This window comes from Pseudomonas fluorescens (assembly GCF_900636825.1).
In the GTDB taxonomy this organism is placed as follows: domain Bacteria; phylum Pseudomonadota; class Gammaproteobacteria; order Pseudomonadales; family Pseudomonadaceae; genus Aquipseudomonas; species Aquipseudomonas fluorescens_BG.
In genome coordinates this window covers 5,221,011-5,241,300 of sequence record NZ_LR134318.1, presented here as the reverse complement: position 1 = coordinate 5,241,300, position 20,290 = coordinate 5,221,011, and the positions used below count along the sequence as shown (strand labels likewise).

The 20,290-nt window shown below is 60.7% G+C and carries 15 protein-coding genes; 6 read left to right on the top strand and 9 right to left on the bottom strand.

The features are described 5' to 3' along the window. Nucleotides 1–44: 44 nt before the first annotated feature. From EL257_RS23880 to EL257_RS23860, 5 genes are all read right to left on the bottom strand, one after another. Nucleotides 45–1,931, bottom strand: a complete 1,887-nt coding sequence (locus EL257_RS23880) for a TonB-dependent receptor domain-containing protein (protein WP_126366774.1) — start codon at nucleotides 1,929–1,931, stop codon at nucleotides 45–47. 140 nt (nucleotides 1,932–2,071) lie between these two features. Beyond that, entirely contained in the window at nucleotides 2,072–3,970 is a 1,899-nt protein-coding gene (gene dxs, locus EL257_RS23875; protein WP_126366772.1) for a 1-deoxy-D-xylulose-5-phosphate synthase, read from the bottom strand. Between the two features lie 91 nt (nucleotides 3,971–4,061). Further along, nucleotides 4,062–4,949, bottom strand: coding sequence for a (2E,6E)-farnesyl diphosphate synthase (gene ispA / locus EL257_RS23870; protein WP_126366769.1), 888 nt, complete (start codon nucleotides 4,947–4,949; stop codon nucleotides 4,062–4,064). After that, a complete protein-coding gene (locus EL257_RS23865) occupies nucleotides 4,946–5,188 on the bottom strand; it encodes an exodeoxyribonuclease VII small subunit (RefSeq protein WP_003228627.1) in 243 nt (80 codons plus the stop codon). The genes ispA and EL257_RS23865 overlap by 4 nt, the downstream gene beginning before the upstream one ends. A gap of 210 nt (nucleotides 5,189–5,398) precedes the next feature. Next, the gene (locus EL257_RS23860) at nucleotides 5,399–6,532 is read right to left on the bottom strand and encodes a Fic family protein (protein WP_126366767.1); all 1,134 of its coding nucleotides are present in this window, start codon (nucleotides 6,530–6,532) and stop codon (nucleotides 5,399–5,401) included. 275 nt (nucleotides 6,533–6,807) lie between these two features. Here EL257_RS23860 and EL257_RS23855 point away from each other — a divergent pair, with 275 nt between their 5' ends. Genes EL257_RS23855 through EL257_RS23830 form a run of 6 tightly spaced genes read left to right on the top strand, consistent with a single transcriptional unit; the run spans nucleotide 6,808 to nucleotide 16,990 of the window. Next, a complete protein-coding gene (locus EL257_RS23855) occupies nucleotides 6,808–7,599 on the top strand; it encodes a YfaP family protein (RefSeq protein ID WP_126366765.1) in 792 nt (263 codons plus the stop codon). A 35-nt stretch (nucleotides 7,600–7,634) separates the two neighbouring features. After that, nucleotides 7,635–9,347: a DUF2138 domain-containing protein gene (locus EL257_RS23850; protein ID WP_126366763.1), complete on the top strand. Its 1,713-nt coding sequence runs from the start codon at nucleotides 7,635–7,637 to the stop codon at nucleotides 9,345–9,347. Further along, entirely contained in the window at nucleotides 9,332–9,982 is a 651-nt protein-coding gene (locus EL257_RS23845) for a DUF1175 domain-containing protein (RefSeq protein ID WP_126368248.1), read from the top strand. The genes EL257_RS23850 and EL257_RS23845 overlap by 16 nt, the downstream gene beginning before the upstream one ends. Next, a complete protein-coding gene (locus EL257_RS23840) occupies nucleotides 9,979–14,553 on the top strand; it encodes an alpha-2-macroglobulin family protein (RefSeq protein ID WP_126366760.1) in 4,575 nt (1,524 codons plus the stop codon). Before EL257_RS23845 ends, EL257_RS23840 begins: the two co-directional genes overlap by 4 nt. A 1-nt stretch (nucleotide 14,554) precedes the next feature. Continuing rightward, nucleotides 14,555–16,174, top strand: a complete 1,620-nt coding sequence (locus EL257_RS23835; protein WP_126366758.1) for a DUF2300 domain-containing protein — start codon at nucleotides 14,555–14,557, stop codon at nucleotides 16,172–16,174. Nucleotides 16,175–16,177: 3 nt separating this feature from the next. After that, nucleotides 16,178–16,990 carry a YfaP family protein gene (locus EL257_RS23830; protein WP_126366756.1) on the top strand — a complete coding sequence of 271 codons (813 nt, stop codon included), beginning with the start codon at nucleotides 16,178–16,180 and terminating at the stop codon, nucleotides 16,988–16,990. A gap of 7 nt (nucleotides 16,991–16,997) precedes the next feature. On the opposite strand, the gene EL257_RS23825 is transcribed toward EL257_RS23830, so the two are convergent. From EL257_RS23825 to EL257_RS23810, 4 genes are all read right to left on the bottom strand, one after another. Beyond that, a complete protein-coding gene (locus tag EL257_RS23825) occupies nucleotides 16,998–17,432 on the bottom strand; it encodes a hypothetical protein (protein ID WP_126366754.1) in 435 nt (144 codons plus the stop codon). 431 nt (nucleotides 17,433–17,863) lie between these two features. After that, complete coding sequence (locus EL257_RS23820) at nucleotides 17,864–18,610, bottom strand: S24 family peptidase (RefSeq protein WP_126366752.1); 747 nt, start codon at nucleotides 18,608–18,610, stop codon at nucleotides 17,864–17,866. Between the two features lie 223 nt (nucleotides 18,611–18,833). Further along, entirely contained in the window at nucleotides 18,834–19,361 is a 528-nt protein-coding gene (gene ppa, locus EL257_RS23815) for an inorganic diphosphatase (RefSeq protein WP_003205933.1), read from the bottom strand. Nucleotides 19,362–19,473: 112 nt separating this feature from the next. Beyond that, nucleotides 19,474–20,286, bottom strand: coding sequence for a zinc-dependent peptidase (locus EL257_RS23810; protein ID WP_126366750.1), 813 nt, complete (start codon nucleotides 20,284–20,286; stop codon nucleotides 19,474–19,476). Nucleotides 20,287–20,290: the final 4 nt, after the last annotated feature.

The window sequence follows — 20,290 nt, the reverse complement described above, 5'->3', positions numbered from 1 at the left end:
CAAGGTCAGAAGATCGCAGCCTTCGGCAGCTCCTGCATTGGATCTCAGCGAATTTCCGGGGTCCAGGTGATGCCGAACATCCACGCCCGACCTTCCTCGCGATAACCATACTGGCTGCCGTCATAACTGTAATTCGCCCGGCTGTATCCCTTGTCCAGCACGTTATCCACCTTCAGATCCAGCTTGATCTCGCGGTTCAGCGCCCAACTGCCGCGCAATCCGAACAATGCATAACCGCCCAAAGGCTGCTGATTATTCAGATCGTCATAACTGCCGCTGACCGCCTGCCAACTCGCGCCGAGACCGAGGCGATCGAACTGCCGGTCGACGTCCCAGCTCACCGTTCGCCGCGCCCGGCGTGCCAGTGTGTGCCCGGTATCGCGATCGCGCGGATCGATAATCGCCACGCCAACACTGCTCTGCCAACCGAACAGTTCCTGCTTCAGCGCCGCTTCAAAACCGTTGATCCGTGCCGATGCGACGTTCTCCGGGCGTGAGTTGCTGCCGAAGATGATCGCGTCTTCCAGGTCGGTGCGGTAGATCGAAGCTTCCAGGCGGCTGCTGTCGCTCAACTGACTGCGCCACTGCAACTCATAGCTTTTCGAGGTTTCCGGTTTCAGGCTCGGGTTGCTGAAGTCCGGGTAGTACAGATCGTTGAAGGTCGGCGCACGGAAGCCCTCGCTGTAGCTGAGCAGCACGTCGTTGTCCGGATTCAACGGTAACGTGAAGGTGCCGCTCCAGGTGTTCTGGCTACCGAACTGCTGGTTGTCGTCGTGACGCAGGCCCAGTTCGGTGGAAAAACTGTCTGCCTGATAACGATGCTGGATGAACGCGGCGCGGTTCCAGCGGCTGTCCTCATCGAACGCGGTGCTGCTGTTGACCCGGTCTTCGTACCAGTCGCCGCCCAGAATCAGACTGTTGCGTGCGTCCACCGTCAGGTCGTTCTGCCAGTTCACTGAATCGCGGTAGGTGTTGAATACCGTGCGTTCATCGCTGAGCTTGTCGAAGGTTTTTTCCCGATTCTCGCTGTGGCCGAATTCGACGCGGGTTTTCCACAGATCGTTGACCCGGGCATCGACATAACTGCTGACGCTGCTGACATCGAAGTCGCTGTACGGCTGCTGCTGCACCGACTCGAAAGTGTTCATGTCGAAGCGGCCGAACGGGTTGTCGAACTCGCTTTTGCCACGGTTGTCCAGCAGATTGGCGCCGAGTTCAATATCGTCGGTCAGCGCATGGCTGAGGCTCAGTCTGACGGATTTGTTGCGGTAAGCATCATGATCGCTGTCGCTCGGATACGAGTCGTGGGTGCGATCGATCCCGGCCGTTTCGTCGAGGCTGGCGCCGAGGTTGAACCGGGTTTTCTCGTCGCCCCCGGCCAAACCGAGGCTGCGTTCCCATGTCTGCTGACTGCCGAAGCCGAGGTGCAGGCGCGGCTGCAAGCCTCGTTCACCGCCGCGCCGGGTGAAAATCTGGATCACCCCGCCAATCGCATCGCTGCCGTAAATCACCGAACGCGAGCCGCGCAATACTTCCACGCGTTCGATCTGTTCAATGTTCAGGTGCTGCAGATTACTGTCGCCCGAGGTCGAGTTGCCGATGCGCTGCCCGTCGACCAGAACCAGACTTTGCGCCGATTGCGTGCCGCGAATATAAATGCCCGGCAAACTGCCACGCCCGCCGGTTTGTGCCACCTGCACGCCGGGCACGCGGCGCAGCAGATCGGGCACGTCGCTCGGTTGCAGGCGGTCAATGTCTTCGCGGGTAAATACGGTATTGGCGGCGCTGCTGTCATTGCGCGCTTCGACCTGACGGTTGGCCGAGATCAGCACATCCGGCAGCTTCAGTGCCTGATCACGCTCGAAGGTGTCGGCAAGGGCGTTGGCGGTTGGCAACAGGAGGAAGGGCAGGGCGAGGCGCGAGAGGTTCATGGACAGTCCAACGGGAGTTTCAGGTGTACACAAATCAAATGTGGGAGCGAGCCTGCTCGCGAAGGCGGTGTATCAGCCAGTTCGTCTTTGACTGACAGTCCGCTTTCGCGAGCAGGCTCGCTCCCACAAGGGTATTGCGTTTATTGGTCGAGCAATGCCAGACGCTGGCGAATCGACGCTTCGATTCCGGCCTCATCCAGTCCGCACTCGGCGAGCATTTGCGCCGGTTTTGCGTGTTCGACGTAAACATCCGGCAAGCCCAGATGCAGCATCGACTTGAGGATATTCTCGCGGGCGAGGAATTCGCTGACTGCGCCACCGGCGCCGCCCATGATCGCGTTTTCCTCGATCGTCACCAGCAACTCGTGACTGCCGGCGATCTCGCGCACCAGATCTTCATCCAGTGGTTTGACGAAGCGCATGTCGACCACGGTAGCGTCAAGTTTCTCGGCGACTTTCAACGCTTCGGTCAGTTGCACGCCGAACACCAGCATCGCGACTTTGCTGCCTTGACGACGGACGATGCCCTTGCCGATTTCAATCGGCTCGAGATCCTTGTCGATGATCGCATTCGGGCCGCTGCCGCGTGGGTAGCGCACTGCCGCCGGGCCGTTGTAGAGGTGGCCGGTGGTGAGCATTTTGCGCAGTTCGTTTTCGTCGCTCGGGGTCATGATGACCATGCCCGGAATGCAGCGCAGGTACGACAGATCGAAGCTGCCGGCATGGGTCGGGCCGTCTTCGCCGACCAGGCCTGCGCGGTCGATGGCGAACAGCACGTCGAGGTTCTGCACTGCCACGTCATGAACCAGCTGGTCGTAACCGCGTTGCAGGAACGTCGAATAGATCGCCACCACCGGTTTCGCGCCTTCGCAAGCCATGCCGGCAGCGAAGGTCACTGCGTGCTGCTCGGCAATCGCCACGTCGAAATAACGCTCGGGGAAACGCTCGCTGAAAGCGACCAGATCCGAGCCTTCCTTCATCGCCGGGGTGATCCCGACCAGACGTGGATCGGCTGCAGCCATGTCGCATAGCCAATCGCCGAACACCGCGGAATACTTCGGCCCGCCAACCTTTTGCGGCGCAGCGGCCGGTGCGTCCAGTGGTTCCAGCTTGGTGATCGCGTGGTAACCGATCGGGTCGACCTCCGCCGGGGCGAAGCCTTTGCCTTTCTTGGTGACGATATGCAGGAACTGCGGGCCTTTGAGATCGCGCATGTTGCGCAGCGTCGCAATCAGGGTCGGCAGGTCGTGGCCGTCAATCGGGCCGATGTAATTCCAGCCCAGTTCTTCGAACAGCGTGCCGGGGACCAGCATGCCCTTGGCATATTCTTCAGTGCGCCGGGCGATTTCCCATGCGCCGGGCAGGCGCGAGAGGACTTTCTTGCTGCCCTCGCGCATGCTCGCGTAGGTGCGGCTGGAAAGAATCTTCGCCAGATAATTCGACAGCCCGCCGACATTGCGCGAGATCGACATATCGTTGTCGTTGAGGATCACCAGCATGTTGGCATTGACTTCGGGCGCATGGTTCAGCGCCTCGAACGCCATGCCGGCGGTCAGCGCGCCGTCACCAATGACTGCAATGGCTTTGCGATCGCTGTCCTGCAGGCGGGCGGCGATGGCCATGCCCAGCGCGGCGCTGATCGAGGTGCTGGAGTGACCGACGCCAAAGGTGTCGTATTCGCTCTCGGAGCGGCGCGGGAAGGCAGCGATGCCGTCCTTCTGCCGCAGGCTAGCCATGCGCTCGCGGCGACCGGTGAGGATCTTGTGCGGATACGCCTGATGACCCACGTCCCACAGCAACCGGTCGTCCGGGGTGTCGAAGACGTAATGCAACGCGATGGTCAGCTCGATCACGCCCAGGCCGGCACCGAAATGCCCACCGGTCTGGCCGACCGTGTAGAGCAATTCCAGGCGCAACTCATCGGCCAGGGTTTCCAGCTCGGCTTCGCCTAACCGGCGCAGGCCGTCCGGCGTGTTCGCGCGGTCGAGCAGGGGCGTGGTCGGGCGCTTGCGGGGAATCTCATGAAACGTCGTGGGCATCAGGCGAATCGTTATAGGTATAGAAGATGCGGCAGTTTACCTGATGCATCGGCCCCTGCCCACGCGTTGGTCTTTTTTGGCGGATTCGCCGTCAGTTGCGGCGCTCGACGATATACCGGGCCAGCTCGCGCAAAGGCTCGGCCGCCGCGTCAAACGGTCGCAGGGCGTGCAGCGCCTGATCGCGCAGTTCCAGCGCATAGGTCTTGGCCGCGTCAAGGCCGAGCAGGGCCGGATAAGTTGGTTTGTCACGAGCGATGTCGGCGCCCTGGCGTTTGCCGAGGGTGGCGGTATCGCTTTCGACGTCGAGGATGTCGTCCTGCACCTGAAACGCCAGACCGATGGCCTGTGCGTAAGTCTGCAACGCCTGTAGCTCACCGGGTTGAGCGCGGCCGCTGGCCAGTGCGCCGAGTTTGACGCTGACTTCAATCAGCGCGCCAGTCTTGTGCCGGTGCATCTGTTCGAGGGCTTTCTGATCAAGTTTGAGGCCCACCGAACCGAGATCGATGGCTTGACCACCGACCATGCCCGCCGGGCCTGCTGCTTGAGCGAGCGCGGTGACCATGTGCAGGCGGATGTCGCTGGCGCAATCGCTCAGGCGCGGGTCGAGCAGGGCACTGAAGGCCAGGCTCTGCAAGCCGTCGCCTGCAAGAATGGCGCAGGCTTCATCGAATTTTTTGTGCGTGGTCGGCTGGCCGCGACGCAGATCGTCGTCGTCCATCGCCGGCAAATCATCGTGAACCAGCGAATAGGCATGAATCAGTTCAACGGCGCAGGCCGCACCGTTGGCCTGTTCGGCCTTGCCGCCGAGCGCCTCGCATGCGGCGTAGGCCAGCAGCGGGCGAACACGTTTGCCGCCGTTCATCACGCTGTAACGCATGGCCTCGTAGAGGCGCGCCAATTCCGGCAGCGGCGCATCGAACAGGGTTTCCAGCGCCGCATTGACCCGGGCCTGGCTGGTCGCCGTATACGCCGCAATCATTCTGGCTGTTCCGCGTCGAAGGGTTCCTCGGCGAGTTCGCCATCGCGCTCCAGCAGCACCTGCACCTTCTGCTCGGCCTGCGCCAGCGCTGCCTGGCAGTCACGGGTCAGGCCGATGCCCTGCTCGAAAGCGGTCAGCGAGTCTTCCAGCGACAATTCACCGTTCTCCAGACGCTCGACCAGTGTTTGCAGGTCGGCGAGGGATTGTTCGAAATCCAGTGCAGCTTTTTTGCGGGCCATGGCGGCAATTTCCGGTAGACGTTAAACCGGCGCGACACTAGCAGATAGGGGGGGTATGGGCAAATGAGGGTGCTGCTGTCGCCCCGTATCACAGTGGCGAGGGAGCTTGCTCCCGCTGGGTTGCGCAGCAACCCCAAACCAGCCACCGCAATTTGACAGTTCAACCGGTTAGATCGGGCCTGTTGAGCGGTCCAGCGGGCTCTGTGTGGTTCAGTTCGGGTAATTGATTTTGTAACGCGTGCTGCGTCCGCCGCCTGGCAACCGTTGCAAACAGCCTTTCTCCAGCAATTGCGCGAGATGTCGGGTTGCGGTGGCTTTCGACACTTTCGCAACGGCCTGGTATTGCCCTGCGCTGACGCCCTGTTCGAAACCGCGCTCACCGCCATCAAGCAAGCGATTGAGCACTTTGATCTGCTCCGTGGAAAGATCGGATTCGCGGTGCGCCTGCCAGAAGCGGGTTTTGCCCAATACCGAGTCGATCCGAGTAATGGCTTGCTGGAGGCTGCGCAGCAGAGTCTGCAAAAACCAGCTCAGCCATTCGGTGATATCGAGCGTGGCCCTTTGACTGGATTCCAGGATTCGGTAATAGCCGGCTCGATCCTCGAGAATGCTGGTGGACATCGCGTAAAAACGGATCGCCTGCGCTTCGCCTTGAGCCAATGCAAGATCGGTAATGGTGCGAGTCAGACGCCCATTGCCGTCATCGAATGGGTGCAGGGTGACAAACCAGAAATGAGCGATGCCTGCGCGTAACAGCGGATCCAGGGAAAGCTGATCGCGGCTGGTTTCGAACCAGCTCAAAAATCGCTCGAGTTGCTGTTCCAACCCTTGGCGCGGTGGGGCCTCGAAGTGCACCGTTGGACGGTCGAGTCGCCCGGATACCACCTGCATCGGTTCGTCGCCGCGCAAAGAACCGACGAACATGGGCCGGGCGCTGAACGTCGCTTCTTCGGCCGGGAACAGCCATGTGTGCCATTCCAGCAATCGGGCAAGCGTCAGCGGTTTGTCGAAGCCGTGGGTGGCATCGAGCAGCAACTGCGCCAACCCTTCGCTACGCTGGCTGACGCTCTCGCTATCAACCCGTTCCAGACCCAGGCGTCGGGCCAGCGAAGAGCGCACGGAGCCGACATTCAGTTGCTCACCTTCGATGGCGGAAGAGGTCACGATGTTCTGTAGCAACGCATCGAGTTCGCTCTGCGCGCTTATCGAATCGCTAGCCGAGCTGGCCATGCCCATGAGTCTGCCTTGCGTCTGTACGCACTCGCGCAGCAGCGGTGCGAGGCGCTCGGCCTGCCAGTTGAAGTCGGGCCAATCGGGTTGTTGCCAGATCCAGTGCGCGGTCATCGGTTCTTTCCTGCAAGCGTGAGCCGAATAAATAAGCTATTCGGCTCACTGGGTGAGCCGAATATGCCGGCTATTCGGCTCACCGTCTACTCAAAAGGCGTCATTCCTACAGCAATCGCACCTGTCTCCGATTGTTAAAAAACTGCCGAATCGCTAATCTTCGCGGCTTCTACGACCCGACAGTCTCGGGTCTATCAAACGGAACGCAGTTCATCGCTGTGAAGCGCCGAGGATCGGGTGCAAGGTTTCGTTCAAGGCATGGCAGGAGGCGTCACATGCGTTCATTTCTTTTGCTGCTGATCGGCCTCGCCTGCGCGCCTGCGCTGTGGGCGGCGCCGAGTGCGGACTTGTCTGAGCCGGTCGGCGGCTGGCGTTATCACGGTTTGCTCGACCGCTCGGAAAATCCGCAGGTCGCCTACCCGACGCCGCCGATCGATCGCGGCATCCAGCGCAATCGTACGATGATCCAGGGCCAGCTCAAGGCTCTCGGGCCCATGCGTCCGCCGCACAGCCTCGCCGTTAACGGCAATCCATTGAACCTGTACACCGACGATCAGGGTCGTTTCGCCCGGCCTTACGCATTCGGCGCCGGCTCCAACAGCGTCGAAGTAATCAGCGCCGAAGGCCAGTCGCTCAAGCGCGTGCAGTTTTATGAAGCCAACAATCTACGCACGCCGGCGCGGATTCGTCTTGTCCTGGGCTGGGACGATCCGAAAGCCGAACTTGATCTGCATATCGTCACGCCTGACGGCCAGCATGCGTTCTGGGCACGTCCGGCGCTGAGCAACGGTGGCGGCCTCGATCCGGATGGCGTCGATGGCCCCGGGCCGGAAATGTTCACCATGACTGCACCCTTGCATGGTACCTATCTGGTTTACGTCAACTATTGGGGCAACTTCGGCAACGGCGGCTATAACTTCGAGGAGACCAGCAACCAGAACGAGGTGATCATCTCGCAAATCACTCTGGTGCTCAACGAAAACACCGTCGACGAAAAACGCGAAACCTTCATCGTGCCCCTGCGGGCAATCGGTGATCTGCTGCTGGTCAAGACTTTCAATTATTAAGCATCCCGCCACGGATGAACTCGGATGTTGTGAACATGAGCGATAACACTGTGACTACGCCCGCCGCGACGACTGCGGCCAAACCCTCGCGGCGCTTGCCGCTGGTGCTGCTGGGCCTGTGCCTGGTGGCCGGTGTGGCGGGCGGTTTCGGCTGGCTGCTGCTCAAGCCGAAGGCACCGCTGGCGGAGCTGGCCAGTGACAAACTTGGCCTCAGCCGTCCGGATGCATTGCTCGAAACCCGCTCGCTGAGCCAGTTGCCCAAGGACCTGCTGACCGTGCCGTTCCTCAAGGCCACGCTCACTGAGGATTTCGTCTTCTATTACGAAACCCACGCCGACCGCCTTGGCCTGATCGGCAGCCTGCGCCGGATCATTTACGAACATGACCTCAAGCTGCAAGACAGCCTGATCGAAGAGCTTTTCGATCAGCCGGCCGACGTCGCACTTTGGCGTGACGCCGATGGTCGCTTGAAAGATTTTCTGCTGGTCATGGATCGCGGCGGGTTGGCCAAGCTGCTTGAGCCCTTGGCAAAAGTCGCGCTGGATGACACGCAACTCAGCGTCTTCGGCAGCCTCAAGGTGGGCGGGGACGAAGTGCCGCTGTATCAGCTCAGCTATAACGCCAGTAAATCGCTGCTGTTCGCATCGCGCGGCGACAAACTGGTGGTGCTGTCCAACCCGGCCAAGTACTACGATCCGGAGAGCGGCGTCTCGCAAGAGTCCGGCCACGTCTCACCGCAAGCGCTGGCGGCGTTGCTTAACGGCGAAAAACTGTTTCCCGAAGCGTTCGGTCTGGCGGCGAAAGCGCCGGAAATCAGGCAACGTCTGTCGGTGAATGCCAGCGTCGTCGCCATGGGCTATCAGCGCTTCATCCCGAATTTCGCCGGACTGCGTTTCGACATGGACGACAACGGCTGGCACAGCTATCTGGCCATGGATGAACTGGAAAACCAGCCGGACTTCGATTTCAAACCGGTCTGGCAAGCGATGCCGCTAGGGGCGAGCGCGTGTGTGACGCTGCCGGTGGCGGCCGAGCCGCAGAAGCCGATATTGATGAAGCTCGGCGCTGAAGAAACTGTAGCGCAGACCCTCACCGAACACGTCGCTGGCGCGGCCGGCCTGTGCTGGTACGCCGACTCGCGGCTGTACACACCTTTGCTGGTCGCCAGCCTCAAAGATGAAGACAACAGCAAACTGGACGGCGATCTTGGCAAGCTGTTCGGCTCGATGGTCGGAGCATTCGAATCCAATGTCGCCGAAAATGTCTTCCCGGTGATCGAGAAACAGGAAGGCCAGAGCCACGTCTGGCAGCGTCAGGTCAGTTCCAGTTTCGGCCCGTATGCAGCGAAAACTGCAGAAAATCCGGACGCGATTTCCGGCAAGGCCTTCATGAAAGTTGCCCTGGCCCGTCACGGCTCCACGTTGCTGTTTTCCCTCGACGACAAACTGGTCGACAAGGCGCTCGGCACCCTCGACAAACGCTTCCCGCCGATGGCTGACGTGCTGCCCAAAGATGTGCTGATGCCGATCTATTTCGGTCCGGATGCGCTGGCGCAACTGATGCAGCGCGAAACCCTTGATAGCCTGCCGCAGGACATGGAGCCGGTGTTTTACAACGCTGCGCAAACGTACCTGATGCCGAAACTGCGCACCCTCGGTGGCTATGGCAAATATGCCCTGACCCTGCCCGAAGGCAGCGAGCCTGACGGCCACTGGCAATGGCTGCCGCTGGAATGGAAAGCGCTGTGACCGCGTTGATCCGCAGCCTTGGCCTGCTCGCGCTGTTGCTGAGCGCAGGTGCCCGCGCGATTGAAGCGCCGGCACTCGATCCGGCGCAATCCCAGGTGTTCCGCGCCTGGTTCGTGCGCATTGCTCAGGAACAGCTCAGCCAAGGCCCGAGCCCGCGCTGGTATCAGCAGGACTGCGCCGGGCTGGTGCGGTTTGCGGCCAATGAAGCGCTGAAAGTCCATGACGACAAGTGGCTGCGCAGCAATGGCCTGTCCAACCGTTATCTGCCGCCGGAGCTGGCGCTCAGCGACGAGCAACGCAAGCTTGCTCAACAGTGGCAGCAGGGCGGCGGCAAGATCGGGCCGTACGTCAACGCAATCAAATTGATTCAGTTCAATAGCCACCTGGTCGGCCGCGACGTGTCGCAGGCGCGGCCGGGTGACCTGATGTTTTTCGATCAGGGCGACGACCAGCACCTGATGATCTGGATGGGCCGCTACATCGCCTATCACACCGGCACCACCACTCCGACTGACAACGGCATGCGATCGGCAAGCCTGCAGCAACTCATGACATGGAAGGACACCCGATGGATACCCGACGCAGCCAACCCCAACTTCATCGGCGTCTATCGACTGAACTTTCTCACCCAATGACCGGTGCCCGCATGTTGCGTATCTGCTCCCGAATTCCTTTGCTGTTCGCGCTGTTGCTGCCAATAGCGACCGTCAGCGCCGAAGACTCGGTCGAGCCGAGCAATTACACGCCGGTGTCCGGTGAGAGCTTTTTCCTGTTGGCCGACAGCAGTTTTGCCAGCGACGAACAGGCGATGGTGCGCCTCGAAGCGCCGGGCCGTGACTACCGTCGTTTTCGCATGGAACCGTACGGTGGCGCCGATATTCGGGTGTACCGCATCGACAAGCCGCTGGACTTCCTCAAACGTCAGAAGAACCTGCACCGCGTGGTCAGCGACGGCCAGTTCAAGGGCGAAGGCCTGTCCAACACCCTCGCGTATCTGTGGGATAACTGGTATCGCAAATCCCGGCGGGTGATGCAGCGTGCGTTTTCTTACGAGTCGCGCAAGCAGGTCACCGAAGAAGTGCCGGAGCTGAAGATGGGCGATGCCATCGCCGCGCCAACGCCGTACGATGCGCAGCCGCAATTTGCGCTGATTCCCGGTCTGCCGGTGGTCAGCCAGTTCCGTTATCCGCTGTGGCAGGCCAAACCGATCCAGCCGCCGGCCGGGGTCGATCTGGCCGGGTCATCCAGTGATTTTGTCAGCGTCGCGCCGGGCAACGTTTATATCCCGCTGGGCAATTTGAAGCCGGGGCTGTATCTGGTCGAAGCACTGATCGGCAAATACCGCGCGACCACTATGGTTTTCGTTTCAAACACCGTCGCGGTAAGCAAGATTGCCGGTGATGAGTTGCTCGTTTGGGCGGCGCGCAAGCATGAAGGCAGTTCGGTACCGAAGGTCAATGTGCTGTGGACGGACGGACTCGGCGTGATGAGCAGCGGTGCCACCGATGTCGACGGTTTGCTGCGTCTGAAACATGTCAGCCCCGAGCGTTCTTTTGTCATTGGCGAGGACGATGAGGGCGGCGTATTCGTCTCTGAAAACTTCTATTACGACAGCGAAATCTACGACACCAAACTTTATGCCTTCACCGACCGGCCGCTGTATCGTCCGGGCGATTGGGTTTCGCTGAAAATCGTTGGTCGCGAGTTCAAGAATGCGCGGGATTCGGTGCTGCCGGGTGCGGCGGATGTCAGCGTCAGCGTACTGGATGCCACCGGAACCGAACTGCAAACCCTCGACCTCAAGCTCGATTCCAAGGCCGGTACTCAGGGCCGCTTCCAGTTGCCGGACAACGCCGTCGCCGGTGGTTACGAAATCCGTTTCAACTATAAGGATCAGGCCTACAGCAGCGCCTTCCGTGTGGCTGAGTACATCAAGCCGCATTTTGAAATTTCGCTGAATCTGGCCAAGCAGGATTACCGCACCGGCGAACCGGTGAAAGGCAGTCTGGTGTTGCTTTACCCGGACGGTAAGCCAGTGGCCAATGCCAAATTGAACCTGAGCCTGCGCGCCCAGCAACTGTCGATGGTCGACAACGAACTGCAATACCTCGGGCAATTCCCGGTGGAGCTGACCAGCACCGAACTGACCACCGACAGCAAGGGCAATGCCAGCCTCGACCTGCCAGCCGCCGACAAACCGAGCCGCTACATGCTCACCGTCTTCGCCAGCGACGGCGCGGCCTATCGGGTCAAGACCACTAAGGAAATTCTTATCGATCGTGGCGCGGCGAGTTTTCGCCTGAGCGCGCCGCAACGTTTCAGCGCGGTGGGTGACACGGTCGCGTTCAGCTACGCCAACGACGGCGGCGCTGAGCAAAGCCAAGCGGTGAAACCGAGCAGTTATGGCTGGGTGCGCCTTGAAGATCAAAGTACCGGCGAAGGCAAACTTGCGGCCACGGACAAAGGGTTCAGCCTGGCGTTCGAGCGTCCGGGCACCTACAACCTGACGCTGAAGGATCAACACGGCCGCGTCCTCGGCGCCACCGGGCATTCGGTCACTGGCGACGGTGTGAAAGCGGTGCCGGGAACGGTGGAAATCGTCCTCGACAAGACCGAATACAGGGCCGGCGATGAAGCGCTGGCGCTGATCACTTTCCCCGAGCCGGTCAGCGATGCACTGCTGTCGCTGGAGCGCGACAAAGTTGAAGCCACTGCGCTGCTGGCCAAGGGCGGCGACTGGCTGAAGCTGGAAAAACTCAGCGATACCCAATATCGCGCGCGCATTCCGGTGAAGGACAACTTCGCGCCAAACCTGACCTTCTCCGTCCTCTACACCAAGGGCGGTCAGTACAGTTTCCAGAACGCCGGTATCAAGGTGGTCGCGCCGCAAATCGACGTGGCGATCAGCACGGACAAAGCAGTGTACCTGCCGGGCGACACGGTCACGGTTGACCTCACCACGCAGTTCGCCGGCAAGGCAGTGCCTGCCCACCTGACGGTTAGCGTGGTCGATGAAATGGTTTACGCGCTGCAACCGGAAGTCGCGCCGACCATTGACCAGTTCTTCTATCATCCGCGCCGTAACAACGTACGTACCAGCGCCAGCCTGTCGTTCATCAGTTATGACGTGGCGTTGCCAGGCAGCCCCGGCGCGCCGGGCAAGGCCAATCGCAGCGAACGCGGTGTGAAAGTGCTCGAACGCCCGCGTCGTGAAGACGTCGATACCGCCGCGTGGCAGCCAGAACTGCTGACCAACGCGGACGGCAAGACGCGTTTCACCTTCAAGATGCCGGACTCGCTGACCCGCTGGCGCATAACCGCCCGCGCCATCGCCGATGACGGTCATGTCGGGCAGAAAAAACAGTTCGTCCGTTCGGAGAAACCGCTGTACCTGAAGTGGAGCGGGCCGAGCAAATTCCGCAAGGGCGACCAGCCGCAACTGGGCGTATTCGCCTTCAGCCAGGGTGCGAAACCGGTGAAGGCTGAACTGGTGACACACTATGCTGGCGCCGAGCAGCGGCTGCCGGTGACATTGAACAGCGGCATCAATTACCTGCCGATTCCGCCGTTCGCCTTGGCTTCGGGCGAGTGGACGGCAGAGCTGGTGCAGGACGGCAAAGTCGCCGATGCCTTGGCCGTGCGTCTAAGCGCGACCGGGGATGGCTGGCAAATCACTCAAACGCAAAGCCTCGACGTTGCCAGCGGCGATACGCCGTTGACGCTGCCGGCGGATGCCACGGATATCCGCCTGCGCCTGGACGACAGTCCGCAAGCGCTGTTCCGTTCCGCCCTTGATGATCTGCTCAGCTACCCGTACGGCGGCGTCGAACAGACTGCCAGTCGTTTGCTGCCGCTGAGCATCGCTTATCCATCGCTGGCCTCGAATTCGCAGATTCGCGATCGCTTGCGCCTGATCATGCAGAACAGCCGCCTGCGGCTGGTGCAAATGGCCGGGCCGTCGGCGAGCTTCACCTGGTGGGGCTACGACGGCGAGCCGGATGCGTTTCTCACCGCGTATGCCTATTACGCCGACTGGAACGCCAGTCGCGTGCTCGAGTTGACCTTGCCGCCGGAGCATTGGCAGCGGGTGCTGGAGGTTTACGCCAAACAGGCGCCGAACACGCCGCTGCTGCAACGGGCGCTGATTCTGTCGTTCGCCAGACAGATGCAGTTGCCTGTAAACACATTGCTAAGCGGTTTGATCGACGATCTGGCCAAGGCCGGTGAGGGCAGCGCCGAGAGCTTGCTCGATAATGGCCAGGACAGTCTGGTGATGAGCGATCCGGATTCGGCGCTGGGTCTGGCGGCGGCGCGGGTGTTGACCGCTTCGTTAGCGGCGCAGTCGAAAGTCGCTTTGCCGGATGCGTTCAATCGTCAATTGGGCGCCGCGCAACAGCGGCTGGCAGTCAGTTCGCAGCCCTTCGTGGAAGCGCTGTACCTGTCGTTGCAGCCGTTCGATCAGGCGCGCGCGACGACGTTGTTGCAACGTCTGCTGCCGCAACAATCGACGCTGGAACGTGCGCTGGCGCTGACTTGGCTGCAACGCAGCATCGCCCAGGCATCGCCGACCATCGCGCTGACGCCGGGCGAAGGCTGGAAGAAAAACCACGGCGCCAGCGGCGAAATGTACTGGACATGGCAAGGCGCGACGCCGGTGCCGAGCGTGTTGACCGTGTCAGGCACGCAAGAGCGACCGCTGCGGGCCGCGCTGAGCTTCCAGACTCAACAACCTTCGATCGATCCAATGGCCGTGACCATCACCCGGCGTCTGTCGCGATTGGTGCCGGGCGATGAAGCGTTCACCTTCAAACTCGAGCCGGTCGGCAGCAAGCCGCTGTCCAGCGACAGCCTTTATCTGGACGAAGTGATCCTCACCAGCAAAGCGCCGAAGCCGCTGCGCTACGGCATGCTCGAAGTGCCGCTGCCACCGGGTGCGGATGTCGAGCGCACGACGTGGGGCATCAAGTTGCAGGGCAAGGACGGCACTGAACCGACTGCGCTGGAAAAAGCCAGGTTTGAACCGGGGCAACTGGCCTACGCGGTGCCGGTGGATGCCCTGAGCGGTGAGCTGCGCTTGCGCCATCTGGTGCGCTTCTCACAAAAAGGCCAATTCAACTTGCCGCCGGCGCGCTTCAAGCAGGTTTACGCGCCGCAACATCAGGCTCAGGAAGCGAAAGCCGCCCTTGGTCAGGTCACGGTCAACTGACATGCGCCGGCCGCTGCTGTGGCTGCTGATAGTTATGATGCCCGCGCTGGCAGCAGCGCAGGACGAGCCGTTGCGCGTGGCTTACAACGACCAGTTGCTGACGTTGAATCAAATGCAATTGGTCGCTCGTGAGCCATTGCCAGCGTCGCTGGATGCGCCGTTGGGCAGTTTGTGGAAATTGTTTGTTTACGCATGGCTGGTGGATACCGGGGCTCGGGAATCTGCGTACGAATGCCGCGGCCAGTCCAAGGAAGAAGTTTATTGCTGCACCGCGGGCGGCAGGATCGAGCGTGATCAGGCCTTGGTGAAATCCTGCGGCTTGTATTTCGAACCGGCGCGGTTGGGCATTGCCGCGGCGGACTGGCGCGGGTATTGGCAGACTCGGCAGGCGCCGGACTGGTTGCTGAATTTGCCGTCGGTACAACCGGCCACCAGAGTACCCGTTGCCGAATTGCTCAGAGTTCTGGCATCGATGCCCGCGCAAGAGCAACTGCGGCGCGTGCTGCTCGATGTCGTGCTGAACGCAGCGGACGGTAATGTCGTCGGCGAGCTGGGCGGGCGTCTGCGGGTAAAAACCTGGAGCTGGCTCGGTGATCAGGATGCGCAGTCGCGTCAGGGTGGTTTTGCCGGGTGGACCGTTGATGGCGCGCCGATCTGGGCGGGTGGGCGCGGTACCAGTCAAATGGTGTTGCGGCATTACGGCCAGGCTTTGGCCAGCGTACTGCCGACGGCGTGGCCATTGGATGCGGGGCGCTGTGTTGAAGTGGGACTGTTCTCGAAATACCCGGTTTTGAAAGTTCTGGCCGGTGATCGCGATGTCACGTCTGGGCCTTTGAATGGCGACTATCGCGTCGAATTCGCCAACGGCAATGCGCTGGATATCCACAGCGACGGCGAACTGTTCCTGCTCAACGGCAAACTCGTCGCCCGACTCGATCGCGAACAATACGTTGCCCGCGTGCTCGAACGCGAAGCCAAACCCGAACCCGTCGAAGCGGCCAAAGCGCTTGCCATCGCCATCCGCACCTATCTGTTGCAGAACGCCACGCGTAATGGCGACTGTCTGAGCATCGATGACAGCAGCAATCGCCAGCGCGTCGCCCCGCGCCCAGCCTCGGCTGAGTCCCGCAATATCGCGGCGTGGACAGCGGATCTGGTCTTGGCCGGCAGCACCGTTACCTATCACTCCGAACAACCCGGCCCGGACAAACTCGCCTGGCAGCAAGCCGTCGCCCAAGCCAACGCCGGTCAACGCTATGACGCGATTCTGCTGCACGCCTATCCGCGCGCCAGTCTCAGCCGCTGGGATAACCCGGTCGCCTCCTGCGAAGCATTGCCCGCCGCGCAGGACTGGCTGGAAAAGCAGCGACGCGGCTGGCGTCCGAAGCTCGAAAGCGAAACCGGCTACAACGAAGTCAGCACGTTCGCCGTCTGCAAACTGGCCTTCGGCCGGCCTTTCGTCGACCGCGAACGCCAGCGCATTTACGTGCGCGGCGTGCTGACCCTGCAGGATCGCCTCGACCTGACCCACGAATATCTGCACTTGGCCTTTGAAGCACATCCCAATGGCCAGGATGAAACCTACATCGAAGGGCTCGCCCGTCACCTTTTGCTGGAGTAGACCATGACACTCCGTTATCCACAGGTCTTGCTGCTGCTCTGCACGTTGACCGCGTTATCGCCGTCGATGGCTGCCGACAGCGTCAAACTCGACACCCCGGTCGGCGGCTGGCGCAGCGGCGCGCCCGAAGGCGAGGGCGAAAGCTTCAGCCAGACCGTCAACTACCCGGCCTCGTCGGTCAACACCCCGCTCGGCCAGGCCAACACCGCGCGGATCAGCGGCCAGATCAAAGCCGTGCCGAAAAATAACGAGCCCGGTCGCCTGATCGTCAACGGCGTGAGCATGCCGCTGAAAATCGACCCCGCCGGGCGCTTCGACCGTCCATTTTCCTTCCCTAACGGCAGCAACAGCGTCGAAGTCCGCAGCCCCGATGGCCAGCAACGCCATCGCACGCAATTCCTCAATGCTCGAGGCGGCGCGACCCCGGCGAAGCTGCGCGTTCTGCTGGCTTGGGACAGCGACGGCACCGACCTCGATTTGCACCTGATCACCCCCGACGGCGCTCACATCTGGTACGGCAACCGCAGCGCCGCCAACGGCGCTGCACTCGACGTCGACGTCACCACCGGCTACGGCCCGGAAATCGCCGCCATGCCCGCGCCGATCAAAGGGCAATATCTGGTGTATGTGAATTACTACGGCGGCGGATATCGCGGGGACGACGAGAGTGGGGATGAGCCGGTGCAAGCGCTGACTACCGCGCAGATCACGGTAATTACCGAGGAAGGCACGCCGAGCGAGAAGATGGAGACGTTTCTGGTGCCGATGCGAGCGGTGGGGGAGTTGACGTTGGTGAAGGCGTTTAGTTATCCGTGAGTCCCGGCTAGTTTGGAAAGACCCCGCAAAGCGCATTGCCCTGATAGCCATGAACAATCGGCCCCAGCACCATTAACGGGCCGCAGGCGTAGAACGGCGACGGTACCGTTTGTTTTGCATAGAGCAAAACGATTTCATTGCCAGACGCGTCACGTCCGAAAAATTCTTCGGAGTACGACGAACACACGGGCAGTTTCAACGGCACAGGAATGATCAGTGCCCAAACGGTGATGCCGCACCACTCACGGGTGGGCGTTGACTGCACGGTTCGGGTGACCGCTGGGGGCATCGAGCGAGCGCTTACAGCTTTGTATTCGTCAGTTCTTTGTGTGTTTTTTTGGGGCAAAGCCACGATGGCCCCGACGCAGCCGGAGAGGCTAAAACCTAAAGCCGCGATGAAGGTGGTGAATCTGAAAGGTGTGTAGCGTGATGCCAGTTGCATGTTTTGACTTCCTTGTACGCGTTGTGACTTTCCAAACTTTCCTTCGTGCCCTTGGCGGCGTCTGCTCAGCCTGTTCCATTCCCTTCAGGCATTAAAAAGCCGGCTTGTGGCCGGCTTCTCGGGGACTGGCTTGGTTTATTTTTGGTAAACCGCGACAGCCTTCAAAATGTACATCCGGATCTGCGTCCGGCTGTGGGACTTGGTCAGACTTTGGTCTGCCGCGTCGGGCGTCATCTGAGCCGCGGGAGCGGGTCGATGCGCAAATGTGGGGCGCAGGATACTGAAGTTTGCCTGGAATTCCCAGCGCGGAGTGCGGTTTAGAGCGACTGACGGGGAAAAATCAGGGGTTTGTCCTGACTTTCGGGCCCGTTCGCGAGCAGGCTCGCTCCCACATTGAGTTTTGCCGCAAAGCCTGAGCTCAGCGGAAAAAATTACAAAAACGGCACCACTGGCCGCCGCTTGCTCAAAGTCGACCACCAGAACACCCACCCCAATATGTGGATCCTCTGCGCTTCGATCTGCGCAGGGTGGAAGACTTCGTCCGGGTATTCGGCGCTGTTGTGGCTGCGCAGGCGCAGGCCGTTGCCGGGCATACGGTGCAGGTATTTGATGCGCAGCATGCCGTCATGTTCGATGGCGTAGATTTCGCCGTCGACGACCTGGGTCAGGCCGCGGTCGATGGCGACGACGGAGCCGTCTTCGATGCGTTCGGCCATGCTGTTGCCGATCATATGCGCGCAGATGGCATCGCCGTGGCGAACTTCCAGTTGATCGAGTTGGCTGCGCGGTAGCCGGATGGACTGCTCGGAATCCTGGATGACATGGGTTTTGCCGCCGCCGTCGTTGAGCGGTGTTTCCTTGAAGAACGCCAGATTGATGTCGTTTGGGTCGATGACGGTGTAGACGCCGCGTATGGCTTGGGCGTCGAAGGTGTCACCGTTGCTCGCAGGCGCGTTGAGGCTTGGCAACTCTTTGCAGCCTTCGCCGGTTTTCAGCCAATCGCTGTTGACGGACAGCAGGCGCGCGACCTCTTCCAGTCGATAGGCCGGTACGCCGCGGGTGTACCAGTTATGAACGTTTTGGGCTTCCGTGCCCCAGAACTTTGCGAAACCCGTGGTCGAGATATTCGCTGCTTCCAGGAGTGCCTTGAATCGTGGACCGCTAGTGTTCTTTCTCATAAACACGGAGTCTACGGCCGAGCTAGAGCGGTTTGAATAAACCGGGCGTTCAAAAAACGCCTGTATTTTGCGACCGGATGTAAGACGGTCTTGTGGGAAATTACACAGGTTAAAACTTTTCTGTAGTCCGCTATAAACGCATTGTTTAAGGCGGCATTTTCAGCGCGCAAAAAACCCCGGATCAACCGGGGTTTTCTTCAAGCATCACGCAGGTTGCAGAGGCTTAGCCTTTGTAGGCAGCAACCGACTTGGTGATCGCTTCGCGGGCGGCGTCTGCACCGGCCCAGCCTTCGATCTTGACCCATTTGCCTTTTTCGAGATCTTTGTAGTTCGCGAAGAAGTGCTCGATCTGCTGGATCAGCAGCGGCGGCAGGTCAGTGTATTCCTTCACGTCGACGTACAGCTGGGACAGCTTGTCGTGTGGCACTGCGATGACTTTGGCATCGCCGCCGCCGTCGTCGGTCATGTTCAGGATGCCGACCGGACGGGCGCGGATCACCGAACCTGGCGCAACCGGGTAAGGGGTCACGACCAGCACGTCGAGGGGGTCACCGTCGTCAGCCAGAGTGTTCGGGATGTAACCGTAGTTGGCCGGGTAGAACATTGGGGTGGCCATGAAACGGTCAACGAACAGGCAATCGCTGTCTTTGTCGATTTCGTATTTGATCGGCGCGTGGTTGGCCGGAATCTCGATCGCGACGTAGATGTCGTTCGGCAGGTCTTTGCCAGCCGGAATCTTGCTGTAGCTCATTGGGCGTTGCCCCCGTAGTTGACCAAAAACACTTGGCCGGATTGACCAAAAAGTGGCGGCGATTATAGGCACATTCCTACGCCGACGCCACGTACCAGAAGTCGTGCAGAACTTAGTCGTGCGCCTGATAGACCGGGTCTGTGACCTGAAGTTGCCGCAGTCTGCCCAATGGATCCTGCCGGTAGAAAAGCTGCAGTTGCAAGTAGACTTGTGGATAAGCCTCGTGCAGCAGATCCGGGGCGCTGAAGAAGTATTCACTGGTCACGGCGAAGAATTCGGCCGGGTTCTCGGCGGCATAGGGATCGATGGCGGTTTCGGCGTCGGGATCGTGGTCAAGTTGGCGGTTAAGATCGTCGTAAGCGGCCTGCATCACCGCGGCCCACTCGCTGACGCGCATGTCCGTGTGCAACGGCGGTAGACCATTGGCGTCGCCGTTGAGCATGTCGAGCTTGTGCGCCAATTCGTGGATCACCAGGTTGTAGCCTTCCCAGCCGCCGCTCGCCAGGACACCGGGCCAGGCGAGAATCACCGGCCCCTGTTGCCAGGCTTCGCCGCTGTGCTCACCGTCCCATTCATGCACGACGCCGCTGGCATCGCGATGGCGTTGCGGACTGACGAAATCGTCGGGATACAGCACAATTTCGTGAAAACCCTGATACCAGTTCAAATCGCCGAGATTGAGTAGCGGCAACTGCGCCTGGGCGGCGAGCAGCAGGCGCTGTTCCTGATGCAGATCGACGCCGGGCAGGGCGGTCAGGTGTTTTTCCTCGAGAAACAGCACGCAGGCTTCGCGCAACCACTGGTCTTCGGTCGCGCTGATGCCGTCGAGGAAAGACAGGTGATGACGCACCCGTTGCCACATGTCGTCGGCAATCGGGTATCTGGCGAGGATGCGCCGGCGACGCCAGCCGCTCAGCGACCACATCAGC

Bases quoted from the DNA above. Each gene is read 5' to 3' on its own strand.
- EL257_RS23835 (WP_126366758.1), top strand. From the start codon at position 14,555: ATGCGCCGGCCGCTGCTGTGGCTGCTGATAGTTATGATGCCCGCGCTG.
- EL257_RS23845 (WP_126368248.1), top strand. From the start codon at position 9,332: ATGGAAAGCGCTGTGACCGCGTTGATCCGCAGCCTTGGCCTGCTCGCG.
- EL257_RS23810 (WP_126366750.1), bottom strand. From the start codon at position 20,286: ATGTGGTCGCTGAGCGGCTGGCGTCGCCGGCGCATCCTCGCCAGATAC.
- EL257_RS23850 (WP_126366763.1), top strand. From the start codon at position 7,635: ATGAGCGATAACACTGTGACTACGCCCGCCGCGACGACTGCGGCCAAA.
- EL257_RS23830 (WP_126366756.1), top strand. From the start codon at position 16,178: ATGACACTCCGTTATCCACAGGTCTTGCTGCTGCTCTGCACGTTGACC.
- EL257_RS23855 (WP_126366765.1), top strand. From the start codon at position 6,808: ATGCGTTCATTTCTTTTGCTGCTGATCGGCCTCGCCTGCGCGCCTGCG.
- dxs (WP_126366772.1), bottom strand. From the start codon at position 3,970: ATGCCCACGACGTTTCATGAGATTCCCCGCAAGCGCCCGACCACGCCC.
- ispA (WP_126366769.1), bottom strand. From the start codon at position 4,949: ATGATTGCGGCGTATACGGCGACCAGCCAGGCCCGGGTCAATGCGGCG.
- EL257_RS23840 (WP_126366760.1), top strand. From the start codon at position 9,979: ATGACCGGTGCCCGCATGTTGCGTATCTGCTCCCGAATTCCTTTGCTG.
- EL257_RS23860 (WP_126366767.1), bottom strand. From the start codon at position 6,532: ATGACCGCGCACTGGATCTGGCAACAACCCGATTGGCCCGACTTCAAC.
- EL257_RS23820 (WP_126366752.1), bottom strand. From the start codon at position 18,610: ATGAGAAAGAACACTAGCGGTCCACGATTCAAGGCACTCCTGGAAGCA.
- EL257_RS23880 (WP_126366774.1), bottom strand. From the start codon at position 1,931: ATGAACCTCTCGCGCCTCGCCCTGCCCTTCCTCCTGTTGCCAACCGCC.
- ppa (WP_003205933.1), bottom strand. From the start codon at position 19,361: ATGAGCTACAGCAAGATTCCGGCTGGCAAAGACCTGCCGAACGACATC.
- EL257_RS23825 (WP_126366754.1), bottom strand. From the start codon at position 17,432: ATGCAACTGGCATCACGCTACACACCTTTCAGATTCACCACCTTCATC.
- EL257_RS23865 (WP_003228627.1), bottom strand. From the start codon at position 5,188: ATGGCCCGCAAAAAAGCTGCACTGGATTTCGAACAATCCCTCGCCGAC.